Genomic DNA, 20,872 nt, shown 5'->3' on the forward strand with positions numbered 1-20,872 from the left:
GCGCCAGGCGGGCAAGCGTCATGCCCCGGCCCGCTGCCGAATCGGCAGCGAACCGGGGCACTCGTGGTGAGAACCCGTCGTTCGTGCAGGCTACAGCTGTGGGCCCAGCAGCAGCGCGTTGGTGAAGGGCTGGAACGTGCCGTACCAGAAGTGGCGGAACAGTGGATCGTCCGCGAACAGGATCACCCGCCCGCTGCCGACGCGCCGGTTCGCGAGCCAGCTCGCATTCGAGAGGCGCTGAAGGTTCCGATCGCTGATGACGCCGCTGACCTTGTCGAGCTCGTCCGGGAAGTATGCGGCCGTTTCGAACTCCTCGTCGGGCTCGAAGACCGAGCCGCCGGCGTGCAGCACGTAGAGCGCGCCGTCGGCAGTACCGACGCCGAAGCCGAGCGGATGGTCCGGGTCGACGCGCGCGCGAACGATCGTGCCGGGCACGTCCTCCTCGAAATCCTCCAGCTCGCGCGCCTCACGGCCGCGCAGCGCGCGCTCGATGCGCGACTCCTCCGGATGCTCCGGCGCACTGCGCATCTCGATGCCGGCGATCGGCGCGGCGATCGCGCGCGCGGAAGTACCGACGGCGACCAGGGTGCCACCTGCACGCACGAACGCCTCGAGCGCCTCCTTGCCGGCCTGGTCGAAGGCGCTGCCACTCGCCTCCGGCAGCACCAGGACGTCCCAGTCCCGGAGCGGTACACTGCTCACGCGCGCGACGTCGAGCACGTCGTAGTCGAGGCTCAGCGTGTGGTCGAGAAAGAACCAGTGGGCCCCGGCCGACGTCGCGTAAACGCCCTGCCCCATGATCAGCGCGATGCGCGGCGCACGCACCGTATACGCGCTGCCGGTTCCGAGGTCGGGGCCGGCGGTCGTACGCCCGGTCACGACAGGTATCGCGGAGGGGGGCAGCTGTGCGCGCGCGATGCGCACGTCAAAGGAATCGGCACCGAGGCGCGGCAGGAAGATCGCCCCCGGTGCCAGCTCGCGTCCGGCCAGTGTAATCGCGTCGTCGATCACGCGCGCGACGCCGCCATCGTTCAGGTAGCGTGTGACCGCACGCCAGCTCTCGAAGGATGCGGGCAGCACCCATCCGTACGACGCCGCTGCTGACGCGGACGACGCTGCAGCCGCCGGCGTGCCCGCGGGGACAGCACTCCACGCGGCGTCAGGCGTGCTGCGCGCACTGTGCGCTTCCACGCCGAACGCGAACGGCAGCGACCACGCGCTGACGTCGTAGGAGAAGGTCGCATCGAGCGTGACCTCCGGTTGCAGCAGCGTGGCGGCAAGGAGCCCGCGCGGCTGGCGCGCACGTACGCGCCAGGTGCCCGCCGGGAACTCCCCGCGCGAGTCGAAGCCGCTGTGCGGCTCTGCGCTTGCCCGGAAGGAGCGGCCGGCACGCTCCACCTCGATGCCCTGCGCCTGCAGCAGTGCGACCAGCGCCCTGGCGCGGCCGCCCTCGTCGTCCACGAGCAGTACGTCGGGACGGTCCCGTCCGACGCTGCGGTGGAATGCCGCATAGTCGCCCAGCAGCGTGCTCTTGCCCGCCGCGGCGGTACGCAGTGTCGCCTGCCCGCTCGTGCGATGCTGCTGCGCGCGCTGCCGGAGCGTCAGCACCGAACCGTCCTCGCGCTCGTACGCCAGTCCTGCGCGTCCGCCGCCGGCCTGCTCATAGGTCATGCCGATGGCACCGAGCAGTGAAGGCCAGCTGTCGCCGTATCCCGGGTAGAACAGGTCGTAGGACTCGGCGGTGAAATACTGCCAGCCGTTTCTGTCGAACGCGGCGGCATTGGCCGCACCGAAGCGCTCCCCCCACGCGAGCACGTGCGGCGGGTAGTTCGGATTGATCGGCGCTGCGGCCGGAAAGAAGAAGTAGCTGGACTCCGAGCTCATCTCGTGGAAGTCGACATGTACCTGCGGATTCCAGCGCGGCCACGTCGCCAGCCGCATGCGCGTCTCCTGCTGCGTCAGCCAGGCCCAGTCGCGGTTCAGGTCGAACAGGTAGTGGTTGTAGCGACCGCCCGGCCACGGCTCGCCGTGCTCCCGTGCCGCAGGATCAGGGTTGGGCTCCGCACTGCGCGCCTGGCGGTACCACCCGACGTAGCGCTCGCGCCCGTCGGGATTGACTGCCGGATCGATCACGACGATGAGCGAGTCGAGCACGCCCGCAACCTCCGGCGCACCCCGCAGCAGGTCCCACATCGTGTAGAGGGCGGCCTCGCTCGACGACGACTCGTTGCCGTGTACGCCGTACGAGAAGTAGACCACGGCAGGGTTCGTGGCGGCGATCTGCCGCGCGCGCTCCGCGCTCGTCTCGAGCCGTGTCAGTTCCGCGTTCGCCGCCAGGATCTCATCGAGTCGTGCGAGGTGGTCGGCACGCCCGATCACGAGTTGCACGAGTGCGCGGCCCTCGACAGACTCGCCGTAACGCTCGAGCCGGGTCCGGTCCGGTGCCGCCGCGACGAGGGCGTCGACGTAGCGGAGGATCGACGCGTGATCCGTGAAGCGCTCGCCCAGCTCGTAGCCGAGTACATCCGCCGGGGACGGTACCTGCTGCGCCGCTGCCGGCAGGTTCAGCAACAGGACGGCCGCCACCGTCGTCAGTGTAGTCATTCGCATGCGTCGTTCGTTCCTGCGGTGAGGTGGGAGTCGCGGCAACGTACCGGCTGTGCGGGCGCTTGACAACGCGCGCACCCCGCGCCGACCTTGTCCGCCCCCTGACACGGAGCATGCCGATTCCCGTGCGTCTGCCGCGCCTGCTGTCGATCGTGCTGCTGGCATCCATCCCCGGGTGCGAGCGCGTGAACGAGCCGGCGCCGATCCCGGACGAGACATTCGTGCAGGTCATGGTCGACCTCCGCCGCGCCGCCGCGGTCAACACCGCGGACACCACCGGCTTCTTCGCGATGCGCGACAGCATCCTCGCGGCGGCCGGCGTCAGTGACTCCGCGCTCTATGCGTGGGTGAACGCGACGGCGCGCGACCCGGAGCGGATGGGACGGGTGTTTCGGGAGATTCGCGACTCCGTGCGCGCGCGGCCGGACACCGTTCCGCGCTGAGACGGTCACCGGGCACTGGCTCGGAGATTGCACCCTTCGAATGCACCGGCATCGAGCCGGTCGAGTGAGGCCAGGATGATGGAACTTCGGCACACGAGTGGAGAATGCACCGGCAACTGGCGGCTGCTCGGCACCGGCCGTCAGCGCGTCATCCGGTGCGACCGCTGTGAGGCCGAGCACCCCGCCTCCGCCGAAAACCGCCTGGCCGCGATCGACGAGAACTACGCCGGCATCTACCTGCGCAGACTGGCCGCGGAAGGTGCGGCGCTCGACCCGCCCGGCCCGGGCGGTCGCTGAATCGCGGGGGCGGTCCGCTGCCGCCCTGCGCTCCCCAGGTCAGCCGCCGCGCTTCGCCCTTCCCCCCAAGTCAGCCGCCGCCCTTCCCTACTCCCACTCGATCGTTGCCGGCGGCTTGGAGCTGACGTCGTAGCAGACGCGGTTCACGCCCGCGACCTCGTTGATGATCCGGTTGGACACACGGGCGAGCACGTCGTGCGGGAACGGGTACCAGTCCGCGGTCATCCCGTCGCGGCTCGTCACGGCGCGCAGCGCGACCACGTTCTCGTACGTGCGCGCGTCGCCCATCACACCCACGCTGTGCACGGGCAGCAGCACGGCAAACGCCTGCCAGATGTCGTCGTAGAGGCCCGCGGCCCGGATCTCCTCCAGGTAGATCGCGTCCGCCTCGCGCAGGACATCGAGCCGACCTGCGCTCACGGGCCCGAGCACGCGGATCGCGAGGCCGGGGCCAGGGAACGGGTGGCGACCGACCAGCTCCTCCGGCAGTCCCAGCTCCCGACCCACGTTGCGCACCTCGTCCTTGAACAGTTCGCGCAGCGGCTCGATCAGCTCGAACGTCATGTCCTCCGGCAGCCCGCCCACGTTGTGGTGGGTCTTGATCACCGCGGACGGCCCCTTCACAGACTGCGATTCGATCACGTCGGGGTAGAGCGTGCCCTGCACCAGGAAGCCGGCGTCACCGGCGTCGCGCGCGGCACGCTCGAAGACGCGGATGAACGTTTCACCGATCCGCTTGCGCTTCTGCTCCGGGTCCTGGACGCCGTCCAGCTTCGCGAGGAATTCCTCCGAGGCGTCGACCACGACCAGCTTGGCGCCGAGGTGCTGGCGGAACGTGCGCTCCACGCTCTCGCGCTCGCCTTTCCGCAGCAGCCCGTTGTCGACGAAGATGCAGGTGAGCTGGTCGCCGATCGCCCGGTGAACGAGTGCGGCGGCCACGCTCGAATCCACGCCGCCGGAGAGGCCGCAGATCACCTGCGCGTCGCCCACCTGCGCACGGATCCGGTCGATCGATTCGTCGATGAACGAGCCCGGCGTCCAGGTCGGCTCACAGCCGCAGATGTTGAACGCAAAGTTGGAGAGGATCTCGTCGCCGCGCGGTGTGTGCGCGACCTCCGGATGAAACTGCACGCCGAAAATGGGTGCACCTTCGGCGCGGAATGCGGCAACCGGCAGATCCGAGGTCGCTGCCAGTGTGCGGAACCCATCCGGTGCGGTGTTGACGTGATCGCCGTGGCTTGCCCAGACCGTGATCGGCTCGCCGGCGGTGAACCCGTCGAACAGGTCGTCGGCTTCCTCGATCACGAGCTGCGCCCGGCCGTACTCGCGCTTGCCCGGCGCGACCTTGCCGCCGCGGGCCTGCGCGATGAGCTGCATCCCGTAACAGATGCCGAGCACGGGCACGCCGATGTCGAGCAGCGCGTCGTTCAGCCCCGGCACGTCGTCGTCGTATACGGACGATGGCCCGCCCGAGAGGATGATGCCCTTGGGCTGCCACTCGCGCACGAAATCGGTGGACACCGTGGGCGGATGGATCTCACAGTAGACGCGCTCCTCGCGGATGCGTCGCGCGATGAGCTGGGTGAACTGCGAGCCGTAGTCGAGAATGAGAATGCGGTTCTGCGTGTCCATTGATTCAGTCCTGGTCCAGCAGCTCGACCTCGCCACGCACGAGATCGTCCAGCGTCTCGCGCGGCCGGATCAACCGGTGCGTGTCACCCTCCACGAGCACTTCCGCCGGTCGGGTGCGGGCGTTGTACGTCGATGCCATGGAGAACCCGTAGGCGCCCGTGGTTCCAATCACGATCAGCTCGCCGGGCTCCGGCATCTCGATCGGCCGGTCGAGTGCGAGGAAGTCACCGCTCTCGCAGATCGGGCCGACCACGTCGACCACACGCTCCGCGCGCCCGGCATTCCGCTCCGCCGGCTCCACGCGGTGGTAGCTGGCGTAATGGCTCGGCCGCAGCAGGTCGTTCATGCCCGCATCCGTGATGACGAACGTCTTGCCGCCCATTTCCTTCACGTACACGACGCGCGCGAGCAGCACGCCCGCCGGCCCGACGATGAAGCGGCCTGGCTCGAGCAGCAGGCGCAGCCCGCTGGGTTCGACCAGCGGCCGGATCACGTCCGCGAAGGCGCTGGCCGGCGGCGTCGTCTCCTCGTCGTAGCTGATGCCGAAGCCGCCACCGACGTCGATGAACTCCAGCTCGATGCCGTCCGCGCGCAGCAGGTCGACCAGCTCGAGAATGCGCTGCAGGGACAGCGCGTACGGCTCGACGTCGACGATCTGGCTGCCGATATGGGCGTCGATCCCCCGCACGTGAATGCCGGGCAGCGTCGCGGCGAGACGGTACAGCCCGCGCGCCTCCGTGTACGGGATGCCGAACTTGGTCTGCTTGTGCCCTGTCGACGTGTAGTGGTGCGGCGTGGCGGTCTCGACGTCGGGGTTCACCCGCAGCGCGATCGGCGCGCGCTTGCCGAGCGTCTCGGCCAGCTCCGCCAGTGAGCGCAGCTCGCCCTCGCTCTCGACATTGAAACTGTAGATGCCCGCATCCAGCGCAGCGGCCAGCTCGGCCACCGTCTTGCCGACACCGCTGAAAACGATGCGCTCGGAGGGGATGCCGGCGAGCTGTGCGCGGTGCAGCTCGCCCGCGCTCACGATGTCGGCACCCGCACCGAGATCACGCAGCAGCCGCAGCACCGACAGGTTGCCGTTTGCCTTGACCGAGTAGGCGATCATGCGATCCAGCGGGGCAAACGCCGCGTCGAACGCACGGTAGCGCTCGGCGATCTCGGTTGCGCTGTAGACGTAGAGTGGCGTGCCGTGCTCTACCACGAGCTGCTCCACTGCGATGTCCTCGCAATGGAGGTGCCCGTCCCGGTAGTGGAACGCGCCGGTCAGCGTGGCATCAGTAGGCACGTGCCCACACCGCTTCGTACTGTGCGTCCCCACCACACGCCAGACAGGTACGCGGCGCCTCGGACGAGCGGAACTCCTCGTCGGGCAGCACGCGGATCGTCGCCTTGGTGTCCTCCTTCACACGCGTCTCACACTCCGCCGAGCCGCACCAGCCGGCAAACACAAAGCCGCCGTCGCCCTCGATGATCTCGCGGAACTTCGAATAGTCCGTGACGCCGCGATGCGTATTCGCCTCGCGCCGCGCGAGCGCACGCTGGAACAGCGCCTGCTGATAGTTCTCCAGGCGGGTGGTGATGAACGACGTCGCCTGCGCCTCCGCCACTGCTTCCTTGCGCGGAATGCCCTCGAGCTCGAGTCGCATGACGAGTGTGAGCTGCTGCGCGTCCACGTCGCGCGGCCCGATCTCCACCCGCAGCGGCACGCCCTTGCGCTCCCACTCGTAGAACTTGGGTCCGGGCTTGAGCGTGTCCCGTGCATCGACGTGCGTGCGGACGCCCGCCGCCCGCAGGGTCCCGGAAATCTCGTCCGCCTTGGCCAGCACGCGCTCGCGCTCCTCGTCCTTGCGGTAGATCGGCACGATGACCACCTGGATCGGCGCGAGCTTCGGCGGCATGACCATGCCGTTGTCGTCGCCGTGTGTCATCACGAGCCCGCCGATCAGTCGCGTGGATACGCCCCAGGAGGTGTTCCACGCGTACTCCTCCTGCCCGCTCTCCGCCTGGAACTTCAGGTCGAACTGGCGCGCGAAATTCTGACCGAGCATGTGGGACGTGCCGGCCTGCAGCGCCTTGTCGTCCTGCATCAGCGCTTCCAGTGCGTGCGTGCGGACCGCGCCAGGGAAGCGTTCCGACTCCGTCTTCTGCCCGGTCAGCACGGGCATCGCCATCCAGTTCTCCATGAAGTCACGGTAGACGCCCAGCATGCGGAGCGCCTCCTCGGACGCCTCATCCTCGGTCGCGTGCGCCGTGTGGCCCTCCTGCCAGAGGAACTCGGTCGTACGCAGGAAGAGCCGCGTGCGCATCTCCCAGCGCACCACGTTCGCCCACTGGTTGATCAGCAGCGGCAGGTCGCGGTAGCTCTGCACCCACTTCGCGAACATGTCGTAGATGATCGTCTCAGACGTGGGCCGCACGACGAGCGGCTCCTCGAGCTTCGACTCCGGGTCCGGGATCAGCTCGCCACCCTCGGCTGCGACAAGGCGTGTGTGCGTGACGATCGCCATCTCCTTCGCAAAGCCCTCGACGTGCTTGGCCTCACGCGTGATGTAGCTCTGCGGGATGAACAGCGGGAAGTACGCGTTCTGATGACCCGTGGCCTTGAACATGGCGTCGAGCGCGTCGCGCATGTTCTCCCACAGCGTATAGCCGTACGGGCGGATCACCATGCAGCCGCGCACGGGCGAGTAGTCCGCCAGCTCCGCCCGCAGCACGATTTCGTTGTACCATGCGCTGAAGTCGTCCGCGCGTGTCGTCAGTCCCTTGTCCGCTGCCATCTCGCCTATCCCCCGGAGTCCCGTCCGCGCGCGACGCGGCGGCTCTCACGATATCGCTGTATCAGGTAAAGAATCGTCGCCGGCACGAGCACGAGTGCGGAGATCACCAGCCATCGGCGGACGAAGCTCACACCCGGCACAGGCACCAGCAGTGCGACCAGTGCGGCGCCCCCGAACGCCACGAACATGGCGGTCGCGAACAACCCCCACGTGTACAGCGCGGCGCGGCGGATGATGCGACGCCGCTCCTCGGCCGCCGCGCGCTCCTCGGATCTCATCCGACCGGTTCGCCCGCGTCGTCCAGCCGGCCCGCAAGGACACGAGCCAGCGGAAGTCGCTGCTCGGTCCCCGATCCCATGGTGCGAACCACGGCCACGCCGGCCGCGACCTCGTCGGGGCCGAACACGACGACCCTGCGCGCACCGCGCGCGTCCGCATCCTTGAACTGCTTTCCGACGCCCATCGACCGCAATGAATAGATTACGCTGTGGCCGCTCCCCCGCAGTGCGTGCGCCGCACGCAGCAGCGTCTCCTGCTCGGTATCCGAGACTGCGACGAGATAGACATCAACGGCCGGTGCCGTGTCGGGCAGCAGGTCGAGGTCCCGCAGCAGTTCCGTCAGCACCACGTCGCCCATGCCGAAGCCGACGGCCGGCAGGTCCGTGCCGCTGACTGCGCCGAGCAGCCGGTCGTAGCGACCGCCGCCGCAGATCGCGCGCAGCTCCCCGCGCCGGTCGAAGATTTCGAAGACGATGCCCGTGTAGTACGCGAGCCCGCGCACGATCGACGCGTCGTAGGCGACGTACTCGCCGAAGCCCATCGCGTCCAGCCGCTGCTGGAACCGTGAAATGCGCTCGATCTCGGCACCCACCCCTTCGATGCTGCCGAACTCGCGCCGGAGCGCGTCCAGGCTGCCCGCCCGGAAGATGGCGAACACGCGATCGATCGCGTGGCTGTCGAGGCCTGCCTCGTCGCGCAAGCGCTCGCGGATCCGCTCGTCCGCGTCGCGGCCCAGCTTGTCGACCGCGTTGTATGCGCGTGGCAGGCTCGCCTCCGCCACGCCGATAGCGAGCAGCAGCCGCTCCAGCAGACGCCTGTCATTGTAACGCGCGACGATGTGCGATTCCGTCAGTCCCAGTGCGCGCAGACCATCCAGCGCGACCGCCAGCACCTCCGCATCCGCCGCGCTGTCCGCCTCTCCGACCAGGTCCACGTTCCACTGGAAATGCTCACGCAGCCGGCCGCGCTGCGTCCGCTCGTAGCGGAAGAGCTGCGGCATGGAAAACCAGCGGATCGGCTTGCGCAGCCCGCCCGCCCGTGCGCCCACCATGCGCGCGAGCGTCGGCGTCATTTCCGGCCTCAGCGCGAGCTCGCGCCCGCCCTTGTCAGTGAAGTTGTAGAGCTGCCCGACGATCTCCTCGCCGCTCTTGTCGGTGTAGAGCTCCAGCGCCTCGAGCGGCGGGCCGTCATACTCCTCGAACCCGTAGCTGCGCGCCACTTCGCGCCAGGTGCTCGTGATGTGCTCGCGAACAGCGAAGTCGGCAGGGTAGAAATCCCGGAAGCCCGGCAGGCTCGTATACGTCGGCATTCGCGCGAATCTAGACGGCGAACGAAGGGGGCGGCAAGGAGGCATCCGCGCCCCACGGCGCGTGGCGGAGTGCGATCATGGCGTCACCAACCGTGTGGAAGGAGCCCGTAACCACGACGGTTCCGCCGCGCGCTGCCCGCCACACCGCCTCCAGCGCCGCCGTGAAGTCTTCGATCACCCGCGTGTTCGCCGAGGGCACCGCGGCCAGCACCTCGACAGGATCCCAGCAGCGGTCCCGCGGTGCGGTCGGCGGCGTCGTCAGCACGACGTCGTCGGCCGCTGCCTGCAGCGGGCGCAGCATTGCGCGCCAGTTCTTGTCGCCCAGCACGCCGACCAGCATCACCAGCGGCCGGGGGAGCCGCAGGGCGTCGAGCGCATCGACCAGGACGTGCACGCCTGCCTCGTTGTGTGCGACGTCGTAGAGCCAGCTCGTGTCCGCGCTGCGCACCAGCTGCAGCCGCCCCGGCCATTCGACCCCCGCCACGCCCTGCACGACGGCGTCCGCGTCCGGGCGCCAGTGTTCCCTGAGCCGGTCGACCGCCCGGACGGCGAGGGCGACGTTGCGCGCCTGGTGCGCACCCACGAGCGGCGTTTCGACGTGCAGTGTGCCGAAGTGATCCGTGCGCACGGTCATGCTGGTGCCGGACGCGCGGACGACCACGTTGCGGGGCTCGTTCGCCGGCAGCACCTCCAGCGCTGCGCCTGCAGCGTTTGCGGCCCTCCGGAATACGTCGAGCACCGTTGGATTCGACTCGGCAGTGACGGCGGGAACGCCCGGCTTGATGATGCCCGCCTTCTCCCGTGCCACCTCCTCGACGGTGTTGCCCAGGAGCTGGACGTGGTCCAGAGAGACGTTGGTGAGCACGCTCACCTCGGGCGTGATCACGTTGGTTGCGTCCAGGCGACCCCCCAGGCCGACCTCGATGACGGCGACGTCGACGCCGGCGTCGGCGAGCGCCAGCAAGCCGATCGCAGTCGTCGCTTCGAAGAAGGATGGTTCTGCTGCGGTGATGTGGGGCCACAGGCGCTCAGCGGCCGCAAGCAGGGCAGCCCTGTCGACCGGCGCCCCATCGATGCGGATGCGCTCCCGGAACGTCGTCAGGTGCGGCGAGGAGTAAAGGCCGGTGCGGTGACCGGCCCTCTGCAGGATGCTGGCGATCGTCGCCGCGACACTGCCCTTGCCATTCGTGCCGCCGACGTGGATCGTCGCGAAGCGGGTGTGCGGCTCGCCGACGGCCGCCAGCAGCGCACGTGTCCGGTCGAGCCCCCAGCGGATTCCCCCCGTGAGCCGCGGGAACAGCTCACGGACCAGCTCTTCGTAGGTGAGCGCGCTCAAGCGCTTGCGCGATCCTCCGGGCGGCCGTTCTGTGCCGGCGCAGGCTGTGCCAGCATGTGACGAAGCAGCTGGGCGGTGGTCGACTTGAGCTCGCGCCGGTCCACGATCGCGTCCACCATCCCGTGCTGAAGCAGGAACTCCGAACGCTGGAAACCGTCCGGCAGCTCCTGCTTGATCGTCTGCTCGATCACCCGCGGCCCCGCAAACCCGATGAGCGCACCCGGCTCGGCCAGGATGGCATCGCCGAGCATCGCGTACGACGCCGTGACGCCCCCGGTGGTCGGGTTGGTCAGGATCGATACGAACGGGATCCCTTCCTCGTGCAGCTGCGCCAGCATTACCGACGTCTTGGCCATCCGCATCAGCGAGAGGATGCCTTCCATCATGCGCGCACCGCCGGATGCGCTCAGGACGATCAGTGGCATACGCTGCTCGAGCGCCAGGTGGCCCAGCCGGGTGATCTTCTCGCCGACCACCGACCCCATGCTGCCGCCGATGAACTCGAAGTCCATGACGGCGATCGCGACACGGATCCCCTCCATCGTGCCTGTCGCCGTGCGCACCGCATCGCCCGGCCCATGCCGGCGCTCCGCGGTCTCCAGCCGCTGCGGGTACGGCTTCAGGTCGACGAAATCGAGGGGATCGTCGCTGCGCAGCTCCAGGAAGTGCTCCTCGTAGTCCTCGTCATCGAACAGCGCTCGCAGGTAGCCCTCCGCGTCCAGCCGCTGATGATGCCCGCATTCCGGGCAGACGAACAGGTTCTGCTCCATCCGCGCGCGGTACACGATGGCGCCGCACGAAGGACACTTGTCGAACACGTCCGAGGGCAGGTCGCGCCGGTCCTCCGCGCGCAGCTTCTGCTTCGGTTTCTTGAACCAGGACACTCAGTACCGACCTTGTTCCATGGCGACGCGCTGCGAGATGCCGAGCGCCAGGTACGTCGCCAGCAGGAATGAGCCGCCGTAGCTCAGGAACGGCAGCGGAATTCCGGTGATGGGCATGACGCCAAGGGTCATCCCTACGTTGACGAGCACGTGCGTGAACCACGCGCCCAGGATACCGATCACCACGATGCCCGAGAACGGGTCCGTCAGCCGCTCCGCCAGGCGCGCCAGGCGCCAGAGGATGAAGCCGAAGGCCAGGATCACGAGAACGCCGCCGATGAAGCCCAGCTCCTCGCCGATCACCGCGTAGATGAAGTCGGTGTGCTGCTCCGGAAGGAATGCGAGCCGCTTCTGCGAACCCTCCGTGAAGCCCTTGCCGAAGATACCGCCGCTGCCGATCGCCACGCGTGACTGGATGACGTGATACCCCGAGCCGCGCGGGTCGATGGACGGGTCGAGGAACACCAGCAGCCGGTTCTTCTGGTACTGCTCGAGCGAGTTCCAGAGTGGCACGGCAATCGTGCCCGCGGCCAGGTTCGCACCCACGACCGCGACCCCTTCCCACAGCTCCATGCGGTAGAAGTAGACGAACGCGATCAGCGCGATCATGTACACGCTGAAGATCCAGCCCGCGAACGCGAGGAACAGCGCGACCATGGGGCTGATGAGAAGGAACAGCAGTGCGGGCGATGTGCCGGCCCAGTACAGCGTCGCGAGCAGGACTCCGCCGAACACCATGGCCGTGCCGAGGTCGGGCTGCGCGAGCACGAGCAGCATCGGCACCGCGACGATCGCGATCGGCTTCCAGAGCCTCACCAGCGAGTCGGGCCGCTCCCGCCACGCGCCCATCACGCGTCCCAGCATCAGAACGGTCGCGACGTTCGCGAACTGCGCGGGCTGCACCATCATCGGGCCGATACGGAGCCAGCTCTTGGTGCCGGACGCAGTGCCCTGCCCCGTCCCGATGGCAAGGGTGGCGATCAGCACGAGCAGCATCAGGAAGTATGCGGGCGCTGCCAGCCACTCGAGCCAGCGCACGGGCACGCGCATCACCACGAACAGCGCGACCAGCGAGATTCCGAGCCACGTGAGCTGCGCGCGCCACAGCCCCGCCAGACCGCGGTCGGGGACGTCGAGCTGGCCGGCGGAGTAGATCATGGCCACGCCGAGCAGCGACATCGACAGCACCGCGAACACCAGTGCGGGGTCGCCGAACAGCGATCGGATCCGTTCCCTCAGACCCATCTGCCTCTACCTCCGCTCAGCGCTCGCCCGAGATGGTGCGGTACACACCGAGCGCAATGAGACCGGCCACCATCGCGTACAGCGCAGCGATCGGTGTGGCGGTCAACAGCACTCCGCTCTCGGCTTCCGTGAGCACGACGTGGATCGCGTCACGCAGCACCTTGCCGAGGAACAGGTACACCGCGACGAACAGCAGGCTGTCGCCCTCGAAGAGGTCGCGTGAACGGGCGCCGAGCACGGCAATCAGCGAGAACGCAACAGCGCTCGCCCCGAACGCGACCAGCGCAAGTGAATCCTCGAGCACGCCGAGCAGCAGTCCCAGCAGCGCCGCGGTGGTCGCGCGCATGCGACGCGCAGCGAGCAGCACGGCGATCGTCATCAGGTCCGGCGCGCTTTCGCCTATCCCCAGGCCGACATGCAGCACGAGGTGGACGAGGACGAGGACTGCGACGAAGATCGAAAAGCCGTATTTCGATCGGGCCATCAGTTCCCGTCCTCATCGGTGTCGGGGCGCGGCAGTGGCGGCATCGAGTCGGCGCCCAGCGGATCAGGTGCGGCGGAGACGTGCCACAAGGCAGACAGGTCCGCTTCACGTCCCCCACGTCCCACGCCAACCAGCACCTGTGCGACCGCCTCCGGCCGCACTGCCGGGCGCAGCAGGTAGCTCTTCCGCCACCCGGTGTCGGCTTCCTCGATGCCCAGCACGGTGCCGACCACGATACCGCGCGGGAACACACCGCCACGGCCCGACGAGACGATGCGTCGGCCGGGCGGGATGTCCACGTGGAACGGTGCGCCGGTCAGGGCGAGCAGCGCCTCCTCCGTATACTTCCCGGGCCGCGGCTCCACGATCCCGTATGCAAGCCCGTCGGCCGTCATCGCGCTCACGCGGAACTCGGGGTGCGTCCAGTCGATGGCCTGCGACTGGTGCTCGTCGACGGACCAGACGACGCCGAGCAGCCCGTCCGGCGTGAGGACGGGACTGCCGACGCGCACGCCCTCGGCACTGCCGACGTTCAGCATGAATGTGCTCTCGGCCGTCGCCATGCCGACGCGCAGCACGTCGGCGGGGATGAACGCATCGCCGGCCCGCTCCTGCAGTGCGAGCAGTGAGCGAAGCCGGCGGTTCTCCTCGGCGAGCGAAGCCTGCGCAGTCACGAGCGCGGCGAGAGAGTCGCGCTGCGCGCGGATCGCACCGACATCGACCGTACGGCCGCGTCGCTGCGCGATGCGCTCCTGAAACGCGAGAAAGGGCCGCAGCACCGTGGCCCGCAGCCCCTCGCGCACCGGCGACTGGTACTCCGTCGGCAGTGCGTACACGATCAGCGCGAGCACGACGACGCCGATGGCAAGCAGCCCCTGGCGACGTCGCTCTCTGCGCGTTCCGTCAAAGTCGAGCACTCAGGTCGTCAATACGCTTCGGAACCGTTCGAACTCGTCGAGGATGCGCCCTGTCCCGCGCACCACGCACGTCAACGGCTCCTCGTCCACGTGAATCGGCAGGTTCGTCTCGTGGGCGAGGAGCTGATCCAGACCCCGGATCAGCGCGCCGCCCCCGGTCATTACGATGCCGCGGTCAACAATGTCCGACGCAAGCTCCGGGGGCGTGATCTCGAGCGCGCGCCGGCATGCGTCCACGATCTGCTGGATCGGCTCCTGGATGCACTCGCGGATCTCCTGCGAGTGCACACGCACGGTCTTCGGAATGCCGCTCACCAGGTCGCGTCCCTTCACTTCCATCTCCCGCTCGTCTCCGGCATTGAACGCAGAGCCGATCTGGATCTTGATCGCCTCTGCCGTCGGCTCGCCGATCAGCAGGTTGTAGTTCTTGCGCAGGAAGCTGACGATCGCATTGTCGATCTCGTCGCCACCCACGCGGATCGAGGTGTCGCTCACAATGCCGCTGAGCGCGATCACCGCGATCTCCGTCGTACCGCCGCCGATGTCGATCACCATGTTGCCCGTCGGCGTATCGACCGGGAGCCCCACACCGATCGCCGCCGCCATCGGCTCGGCGACCATGTAGACCTCCTTGGCGCCCGCCGCCGCGGCACTCGAGCGCACGGCCCGCCGCTCGAGCTCCGTGATCCCGGACGGCACGCCCACGATCACCCGGGGCTTCATCCGGAAGATCCGCTTGTTGGTCACCGCCTTCAGGAAGTGACGCAGCATGATCTCCGTGATGTCCACGTCGGCGATGACCCCGTCCTTCAAAGGTCGTACCGCCATGATTCCCTCGGGCGTGCGGCCCAGCATCCGCTTCGCCTCGAGGCCGATCCCCTTGATCCGGTTGGTGCCGCGCTCGACCGCCACGACCGAGGGCTCGTTCAGCACGATCCCCTCGCCCTTGACGTAGACGAGCGTGTTCGCGGTCCCCAGGTCCACCGCGATGTCGTTGACGGGCAGCAGCCGGCCCGTGCTCAGAATGCCCCGAAGCGCCATACCCCTCGCCCGGCCGGGTTCATCCCGGCCATAAGTCCATGTCCCGTCGGGAGAAACAGGCGTGTACCACGCCTGCGGGGAGCAGAGTGCGGAAGTTAGGGCCAGCCCCCCGCAGCGGCAAGCAGAAACGCGGGGAAAATCGCGGTCCAACGCGATGTCGCGCGGCTGGCAAGATGATCGTGGGCGGGCCCGCCGGCTCGCCTGCCGGATCCATCATCACCCGTGCGTGCTGCAGCCGATCAGTGCCGGCCGGTGCTGCCGAAGCCACCGCTGCCGCGGCCGGTCGCCGGGAGCTCCGCGGCCAGCTCCCAGTCGATGCGGATGACCCGCGCGATCAGCATCTGCGCGATGCGCTCGCCGTGCGCGATCTCCTGCGGCTCGCTGTCGAAGTTGATGAGGGGGATCCGGATCTCGCCGCGGTAGTCGCTGTCGATGGTGCAGGGTGTGTTGATGATGCTGATGCCGCGCTTGAGAGCAAGGCCCGAACGCGGCCGGATCTGTGCTTCCGTTCCTTCCGGCAGCGCAATCGCGAGCCCGGTCGGCACCAGGTGCCGGCCGAGCGGCGGCAGCACGATCGTTTCGCCGGCATTGCGCAGATCGACCGCGGCACTGCCGTCCGTGCCGTACTCGGGCAACGTCCAGTCGATCGGATAGTTCGGCAGGCGCTGCACGCGTACAGGCATGGCTTCCACGGATCGGCTCCCTCCTCGAGGGCGCCGCGTACCAGGCAGTGCCCTAGGTCAGCTGTTCGTTGTTCATGCGCAGCTCGGCGCGCAGGCGCGGATGCGCGCGCCACAGGTAATAGATCATCGCGCCTCCCGCCAGTCCGCTCGCGGCGAGCACCGCTGCGGGTGTCAGGGAGTTCCTGAGCAGCGGTAGCGACAAGAGATCCAGCCCACGCTACACACCACGCGCCCCGGACACCATCAGCGAAATCCGGACAGACACGTAGGCAGATGTGACGACGGCGGCGCCCCCGATGGGAACGCCGCCGTCCGGTCCACCGCGCTCGCGCGCGAGCCTACAGCACGCTTTCCAGCGACGTGTGCGGCATGTCGAACGCCTCGGCCACGCCCGCATACGTGATCTTGCCGCTGACGACGTTCACGCCGAGCGCGAGTGAGCGATCGGCGCGCACCGCCGGCCGCCAGCCCTGGCCCGCGATGCTCAGCGCGTACGGCAGCGTCGCGTTGGTCAGTGCCATGGTCGACGTACGCGGCACCGCACCCGGCATGTTCGCCACGCCGTAGTGCACGATGCCGTCGACCTCATAGATCGGGTTCTCGTGGGTGGTCGGCTTGATCGTCTCGATGCAGCCGCCCTGGTCCACGGCCACGTCGACGACGACCGCGCCCTTCGGCATGATCGCGAGGTCCTCGCGCGTGACCAGGCGCGGGGCCTTCTTGCCCGGCACCAGCACCGCACCGATCACGAGATCGCTCTTGGCGAGGTGCTCGAGCAGGTTGCCGCGATTCGAGTAGAGCGGCGTCACGTTCTTCGGCATCACGTCGGCGAGGTAGCGCAGCCGTGGCAGCGACACGTCCATGATGGTGACACGCGCACCGAGGCCGGCCGCCATCTTCGCCGCGTTCGTGCCGACGATGCCGCCGCCGATCACCAGCACGTTCGCCGGCTCCACGCCAGGCACGCCGCCCAGCAGCATGCCGCGGCCGCCAAAGAACTTCTCCAGGTACTTCGCGCCCTCCTGCACCGACATCCGCCCCGCGACCTCGCTCATCGGTGTGAGCAGCGGCAGCTCGCCCGACGGCAGCTGCACGGTCTCGTAGGCAATCCCGATCGCGCCCGAATCGACGGTCGCGCGCGTGAGCTCCTCGGATGCGGCGAAATGGAAGTAGGTGAAGATGATCTGGTCCTTCCGCATGTGCGCGTACTCGGACGCGATCGGCTCCTTCACCTTCATGATCATGTCGGCCTGCTTCCAGACGTCGGCTGCGCTGTCGACGATCTGCGCACCCGCCTCCTGGTAGGCAACGTTCTCGAAGCCGCTGCCCTCGCCGGCGTCCTTCTCGATCAGCACCGTATGCCCTGCATCCACGAACGCCTGCGCGCCGCCCGGCACGAGTGCGATGCGGTTTTCGTTGGTCTTTATTTCCTTCGGTACGCCGATGATCATGATCATTGCCTCCGGCTGGATTCAGTTCCGCGAACCGGCAGGTCCCAGCCGCAACACGACCTGCCTGTCCGGATCGTAGTATGTGGCCGCAAGCGCAGCCACATCATCCTGCGTGACGGCGTCGACGAGCGCCAGCACCTCCTCGACCGAACGGAACGGCTCGTCGTACAACTCGGTGCCGGCCAGCCGCGAAAGGCGGGCGCCGCTCGACTCCATCGAGAGCACGACCTGCCCGCGTACCTGGCCCTTCGCGTCCTCCAGCTCCTCGGCGGTGAGCCCCTCCCGCGCCAGCTTCGCCATCTCCTCCCGGATCACGGCCTCGGCCCGCTGCGCCCACTCCGGCCTTGTCCCGACATAGATCGAGCTGACGCCGGCGTCGCGATAGAAGGACTGCAGCGCGTACACGGCGTAGGCCAGGCCCAGCTCCTCCCGCACTCGCTGGAACAGGCGTGAGCTCATGCCGCCGCCGAACGCGTTGGACAGCAGCACCAGCCCGATCCGCCGCGGGTCCTGGTGCCCGAACGTGCGCGTGCCGATCACGATGTGCGACTGCGCCCCGGGACGCTCCACGTGACGCTCCGCGCTGCGCTCCGCCGCGGGAGCGCGGCCGTTGCGCTGCACGCTGCCGGCCGGCACCGATGCCAGGAACCGCCCGACCTGCTCCACGATGTGCTCGTGGGAAACACTGCCGACCGCCGCAACCACGATGTTGCCGCGGTGATACGAATTGCGGTGAAGGCGGCGAAGCGTTTCGTCGGTGAAGCCGCTTACCGTTTCGCGCGTGCCGAGAATGCTGTAGCCGTAGGGATGGTCCCCCCAGAGCTGCTCCGCATGGAGATCGAAGATCAGGTCGTCGGGAGTGTCTTCGACGGTCGCGATCTCCTCGAGGACGACTTCGCGCTCCAGCTCGAGGTCCTCGCGGCGCAGCAGGGGTGAAACGACGAGGTCGGCGAGAACATCGAGCGCGAGCTCGGTGTTCTCGTCCAGCACCTTCGCCTGGTAGCAGGTGTGTTCACGGGTCGTGTATGCGTCGAGCGAGCCGCCGACCCGCTCGAGCACCAGCGCCAGGTCGCGCGCACTGCGGCGCGCGGTGCCCTTGAACACCATGTGCTCGAGCATGTGGCTCGCGCCCATCAGCTCGGGCGTCTCGTGCACCGAGCCGGCACGTACCCAGATGCCGATCGATGCCGAGCGCAGGCCCGGCATCGATTCGGTGAGTACGACGAGCCCGTCGCCAACGTCGGTGCGGGCGTAGCGATCCGTCACTCGGCTGCGCCGCCTCCGTTCGCCCCCGCGTCGTCGGCCAGGGCCGCCTTGCGGGACAGTCGCATCTTACCCTTCTCGTCGATCGAGAGCAGCTTCACGCGGACCGGATCGCCCTTCTTGACGACGTCCTCGGTCTTGTCGGTGCGGCCCTCCTGCATCTCCGAGATGTGCAGCAGCCCCTCCGTGCCCGGCATGATCTCGACGAACGCGCCGAACGTCGTCGTCGACTTCACGATGCCGTCATAGATGCGGCCGACCTCCGGCTCCTGCGTCATCGCAGCAATGCGCTCGCGCGCCTTCTCACCACCGATGCCGGAAACGCTCGCGATCGTGATCAGGCCGCTGTCGTCGATGCTGATCTTCGCGCCCGTGTCCTCTTCCAGGCCGCGGATGTTCTTGCCCTTCGGGCCGATCACCTCGCCGATCTTGGACGGGTTGATCTGCATCGTGATGATGCGCGGCGCCCACTCCGACATCTCGGTGCGATGCGTCGTAATCGCCTTGTCCATCTCGTCGAGGATGTGCATGCGGCCCTTGCGCGCCCGCTGCAGTGCCTCGCGCATCACTTCGATCGAGATGCCGTCGATCTTGAGGTCCATCTGGATCGACGTCACGCCCGTGCGCGTCCCGGCCACCTTGAAGTCCATGTCGCCGAGCGCGTCCTCCATGCCGAGGATGTCGGTCAGCACCTCGACGCGGTCGCCCTCCTTGATCAGCCCCATTGCGACGCCCGCGCACGCGGCCTTGATCGGCACACCCGCGTCCATCAGCGAGAGCGACGCGCTGCACACCGAAGCCATCGACGAGCTGCCGTTCGACTCCAGCACCTCGGACACGACGCGGATCGTGTAGGGGAACTCGTCGAAGGGCGGCAGCAACGGCTGGATGGCCCGTTCGGCCAGCGCACCGTGACCCTGCTCGCGCCGCGACGTCCCGCGGATCGGCTTCGCCTCACCAGTCGAGAACGGCGGGAAGTTGTAGTGCAGCATGAACGACTTCGTCGTCTCGGACGGGACGTTGATGTTGTCGATCCGCTGCTCGTCGTCCTGCGTGCCGAGCGTGACCACACCGAGCGACTGGGTCGAGCCGCGTGTGAACAGTGCGCTGCCGTGCGTGCGCGGCAGAATGCCGACCTCGCTGCTGATCGGCCGCACCTCGTCCGGCCTGCGGCCGTCGGAGCGCACGCCCTTCTCGATGATCTGGCGCCGCATCGACGCCTTCTCGGAGAGGTACAGCAGCTCCCTGATCTCGGTCTCCTGCTCCGGGAACTCCTCGGCGAGTGACTCCTGCACCTCGCCGCGGAGCGCAGCCAGCGCCTCGTTGCGCTCGGCCTTGTCCGCGATCAGCATGGCGTCGGCGATGCGCGCACCTGCCAGCTGCATCACGCGCTCACGCAGCACCTCACCCGGCTCGACCGGCGTCCACTGCATCTCCGGCTGCTTGACCGGCTCGACGAACTCCCGCTGCAGCGCGCACAGCTCGCGGATGCCCGCGTGCGCCGCCTCGAGGGCGTCAGCAACATCCTCCTCGCTGATCTCCATCGAGCCGCCTTCGACCATCAGGATGCCGTTCTCCGTGCCGGCGACCACGATGTCGACGTCGCTGTACTCGAGCTGCTGGAACGTCGGATTCAGCACCCACTGGTCCTGGATGCGCGCGACGCGCACGGCCGCGACCGGGTTCGCGAACGGAATCTTCGACATCAGCAGCGCGGTCGATGCACCCAGCATCGAGATCACGTCCGGCGCGTTCTCCTGGTCCGCCGACAGCACGTGCACCATGACCTGTGTCTCGTGCATGAAGCCGTCGGGAAACATGGGCCGGATCGGTCGGTCGATCAGCCTGGCGGTCAGGATCTCGCCTTCGCCCGGCCGCGCCTCGCGCTTGAAGAAGCCACCCGGGAACTTGCCGGCGGCATACGCGCGCTCGCGGTACTCGACCGTCAGCGGGAAGAACGGGAGGTGCGTCGGGTTCTCCTGCGCGACTGCGGTTACGAGCGCGACCGTCTCGCCGTACTGAACGAGCACCGCACCGTGCGCCTGGCGCGCCATCCGGCCGGTCTCGAGAATCAGCTTCCGGCCGGCAAACGTGCGTTCGATTCTATGCATGGTGGTTCCTGTCGGTGGGATGACACTCCCGGATTGACGGACGCGCAGGCGCGACGAGTCGGCATCCGACCCGTCGCCCCTGCGCGTTGAACTCCTGAGGCATTCGGCCC

Annotated in this window: 19 protein-coding genes; 2 read left to right on the forward strand and 17 right to left on the reverse strand. The window is 68.2% G+C overall.

Going from position 1 to position 20,872, the window contains the following annotated elements; translation table 11 throughout:
- Positions 1-90: 90 nt before the first annotated feature.
- The gene (locus tag VFU06_12565; protein HEU5210218.1) at positions 91-2,604 is read right to left on the reverse strand and encodes a M14 family metallopeptidase; all 2,514 of its coding nucleotides are present in this window, start codon (positions 2,602-2,604) and stop codon (positions 91-93) included.
- 116 nt (positions 2,605-2,720) lie between these two features.
- On the opposite strand from VFU06_12565, the gene VFU06_12570 reads away from it, so the two are divergent.
- Both VFU06_12570 and VFU06_12575 read left to right on the forward strand, forming a co-directional pair.
- Entirely contained in the window at positions 2,721-3,050 is a 330-nt protein-coding gene (locus VFU06_12570) for a hypothetical protein (GenBank protein ID HEU5210219.1), read from the forward strand.
- A 75-nt stretch (positions 3,051-3,125) separates the two neighbouring features.
- A complete protein-coding gene (locus VFU06_12575) occupies positions 3,126-3,347 on the forward strand; it encodes a hypothetical protein (protein HEU5210220.1) in 222 nt (73 codons plus the stop codon).
- An 87-nt stretch (positions 3,348-3,434) separates the two neighbouring features.
- On the opposite strand, the gene guaA is transcribed toward VFU06_12575, so the two are convergent.
- The 16 genes from guaA to VFU06_12655 all read right to left on the reverse strand — a co-directional run bounded on the left by guaA (position 3,435) and on the right by VFU06_12655 (position 20,762).
- On the reverse strand, positions 3,435-4,979 hold the full coding sequence (gene guaA / locus VFU06_12580) for a glutamine-hydrolyzing GMP synthase (protein HEU5210221.1): 1,545 nt from the start codon (positions 4,977-4,979) through the stop codon (positions 3,435-3,437).
- A gap of 4 nt (positions 4,980-4,983) precedes the next feature.
- Positions 4,984-6,267 carry a diaminopimelate decarboxylase gene (gene lysA / locus VFU06_12585; GenBank protein ID HEU5210222.1) on the reverse strand — a complete coding sequence of 428 codons (1,284 nt, stop codon included), beginning with the start codon at positions 6,265-6,267 and terminating at the stop codon, positions 4,984-4,986.
- Positions 6,257-7,759: a proline--tRNA ligase gene (gene proS, locus VFU06_12590; protein HEU5210223.1), complete on the reverse strand. Its 1,503-nt coding sequence runs from the start codon at positions 7,757-7,759 to the stop codon at positions 6,257-6,259. The genes lysA and proS overlap by 11 nt, the downstream gene beginning before the upstream one ends.
- A 5-nt stretch (positions 7,760-7,764) precedes the next feature.
- On the reverse strand, positions 7,765-8,037 hold the full coding sequence (locus tag VFU06_12595) for a hypothetical protein (protein HEU5210224.1): 273 nt from the start codon (positions 8,035-8,037) through the stop codon (positions 7,765-7,767).
- Positions 8,034-9,347 carry a histidine--tRNA ligase gene (gene hisS / locus VFU06_12600; protein HEU5210225.1) on the reverse strand — a complete coding sequence of 438 codons (1,314 nt, stop codon included), beginning with the start codon at positions 9,345-9,347 and terminating at the stop codon, positions 8,034-8,036. Before hisS ends, VFU06_12595 begins: the two co-directional genes overlap by 4 nt.
- 10 nt (positions 9,348-9,357) lie before the next feature.
- The gene (locus VFU06_12605; protein ID HEU5210226.1) at positions 9,358-10,683 is read right to left on the reverse strand and encodes a folylpolyglutamate synthase/dihydrofolate synthase family protein; all 1,326 of its coding nucleotides are present in this window, start codon (positions 10,681-10,683) and stop codon (positions 9,358-9,360) included.
- A complete protein-coding gene (gene accD, locus VFU06_12610) occupies positions 10,680-11,567 on the reverse strand; it encodes an acetyl-CoA carboxylase, carboxyltransferase subunit beta (protein ID HEU5210227.1) in 888 nt (295 codons plus the stop codon). The genes VFU06_12605 and accD overlap by 4 nt, the downstream gene beginning before the upstream one ends.
- Positions 11,568-12,812: a rod shape-determining protein RodA gene (gene rodA / locus VFU06_12615; protein ID HEU5210228.1), complete on the reverse strand. Its 1,245-nt coding sequence runs from the start codon at positions 12,810-12,812 to the stop codon at positions 11,568-11,570.
- Positions 12,813-12,828: 16 nt separating this feature from the next.
- Positions 12,829-13,296 (reverse strand): hypothetical protein, encoded by a 468-nt coding sequence (locus VFU06_12620; GenBank protein ID HEU5210229.1) that lies wholly within the window; start codon positions 13,294-13,296, stop codon positions 12,829-12,831.
- Positions 13,296-14,213, reverse strand: coding sequence for a rod shape-determining protein MreC (gene mreC / locus VFU06_12625; protein HEU5210230.1), 918 nt, complete (start codon positions 14,211-14,213; stop codon positions 13,296-13,298). Before mreC ends, VFU06_12620 begins: the two co-directional genes overlap by 1 nt.
- Entirely contained in the window at positions 14,214-15,254 is a 1,041-nt protein-coding gene (locus tag VFU06_12630) for a rod shape-determining protein (protein HEU5210231.1), read from the reverse strand.
- Positions 15,255-15,493: 239 nt separating this feature from the next.
- Positions 15,494-15,937, reverse strand: a complete 444-nt coding sequence (gene dut, locus VFU06_12635; protein HEU5210232.1) for a dUTP diphosphatase — start codon at positions 15,935-15,937, stop codon at positions 15,494-15,496.
- Positions 15,938-15,989: 52 nt separating this feature from the next.
- Positions 15,990-16,139, reverse strand: coding sequence for a hypothetical protein (locus tag VFU06_12640; GenBank protein HEU5210233.1), 150 nt, complete (start codon positions 16,137-16,139; stop codon positions 15,990-15,992).
- A 136-nt stretch (positions 16,140-16,275) separates the two neighbouring features.
- Entirely contained in the window at positions 16,276-17,394 is a 1,119-nt protein-coding gene (ald, locus tag VFU06_12645; GenBank protein HEU5210234.1) for an alanine dehydrogenase, read from the reverse strand.
- Positions 17,395-17,409: 15 nt separating this feature from the next.
- Positions 17,410-18,654 carry a pitrilysin family protein gene (locus VFU06_12650; protein ID HEU5210235.1) on the reverse strand — a complete coding sequence of 415 codons (1,245 nt, stop codon included), beginning with the start codon at positions 18,652-18,654 and terminating at the stop codon, positions 17,410-17,412.
- Positions 18,651-20,762 carry a polyribonucleotide nucleotidyltransferase gene (locus tag VFU06_12655; protein HEU5210236.1) on the reverse strand — a complete coding sequence of 704 codons (2,112 nt, stop codon included), beginning with the start codon at positions 20,760-20,762 and terminating at the stop codon, positions 18,651-18,653. Before VFU06_12655 ends, VFU06_12650 begins: the two co-directional genes overlap by 4 nt.
- Positions 20,763-20,872: the final 110 nt, after the last annotated feature.

Source organism: Longimicrobiales bacterium, assembly GCA_035764935.1.
Classification (GTDB): domain Bacteria; phylum Gemmatimonadota; class Gemmatimonadetes; order Longimicrobiales; family RSA9; genus DASTYK01.

What these genes read in the sequence shown, in the direction of transcription:
- VFU06_12565 (HEU5210218.1), bottom strand. Translation starts at nt 2,604, where the DNA reads ATGACTACACTGACGACGGTGGCGGCCGTCCTGTTGCTGAACCTGCCG.
- VFU06_12570 (HEU5210219.1), top strand. Translation starts at nt 2,721, where the DNA reads ATGCCGATTCCCGTGCGTCTGCCGCGCCTGCTGTCGATCGTGCTGCTG.
- VFU06_12575 (HEU5210220.1), top strand. Translation starts at nt 3,126, where the DNA reads ATGATGGAACTTCGGCACACGAGTGGAGAATGCACCGGCAACTGGCGG.
- guaA (HEU5210221.1), bottom strand. Translation starts at nt 4,979, where the DNA reads ATGGACACGCAGAACCGCATTCTCATTCTCGACTACGGCTCGCAGTTC.
- proS (HEU5210223.1), bottom strand. Translation starts at nt 7,759, where the DNA reads ATGGCAGCGGACAAGGGACTGACGACACGCGCGGACGACTTCAGCGCA.
- VFU06_12595 (HEU5210224.1), bottom strand. Translation starts at nt 8,037, where the DNA reads ATGAGATCCGAGGAGCGCGCGGCGGCCGAGGAGCGGCGTCGCATCATC.
- hisS (HEU5210225.1), bottom strand. Translation starts at nt 9,347, where the DNA reads ATGCCGACGTATACGAGCCTGCCGGGCTTCCGGGATTTCTACCCTGCC.
- rodA (HEU5210228.1), bottom strand. Translation starts at nt 12,812, where the DNA reads ATGGGTCTGAGGGAACGGATCCGATCGCTGTTCGGCGACCCCGCACTG.
- VFU06_12620 (HEU5210229.1), bottom strand. Translation starts at nt 13,296, where the DNA reads ATGGCCCGATCGAAATACGGCTTTTCGATCTTCGTCGCAGTCCTCGTC.
- VFU06_12630 (HEU5210231.1), bottom strand. Translation starts at nt 15,254, where the DNA reads ATGGCGCTTCGGGGCATTCTGAGCACGGGCCGGCTGCTGCCCGTCAAC.
- dut (HEU5210232.1), bottom strand. Translation starts at nt 15,937, where the DNA reads ATGCCTGTACGCGTGCAGCGCCTGCCGAACTATCCGATCGACTGGACG.
- ald (HEU5210234.1), bottom strand. Translation starts at nt 17,394, where the DNA reads ATGATCATGATCATCGGCGTACCGAAGGAAATAAAGACCAACGAAAAC.
- VFU06_12655 (HEU5210236.1), bottom strand. Translation starts at nt 20,762, where the DNA reads ATGCATAGAATCGAACGCACGTTTGCCGGCCGGAAGCTGATTCTCGAG.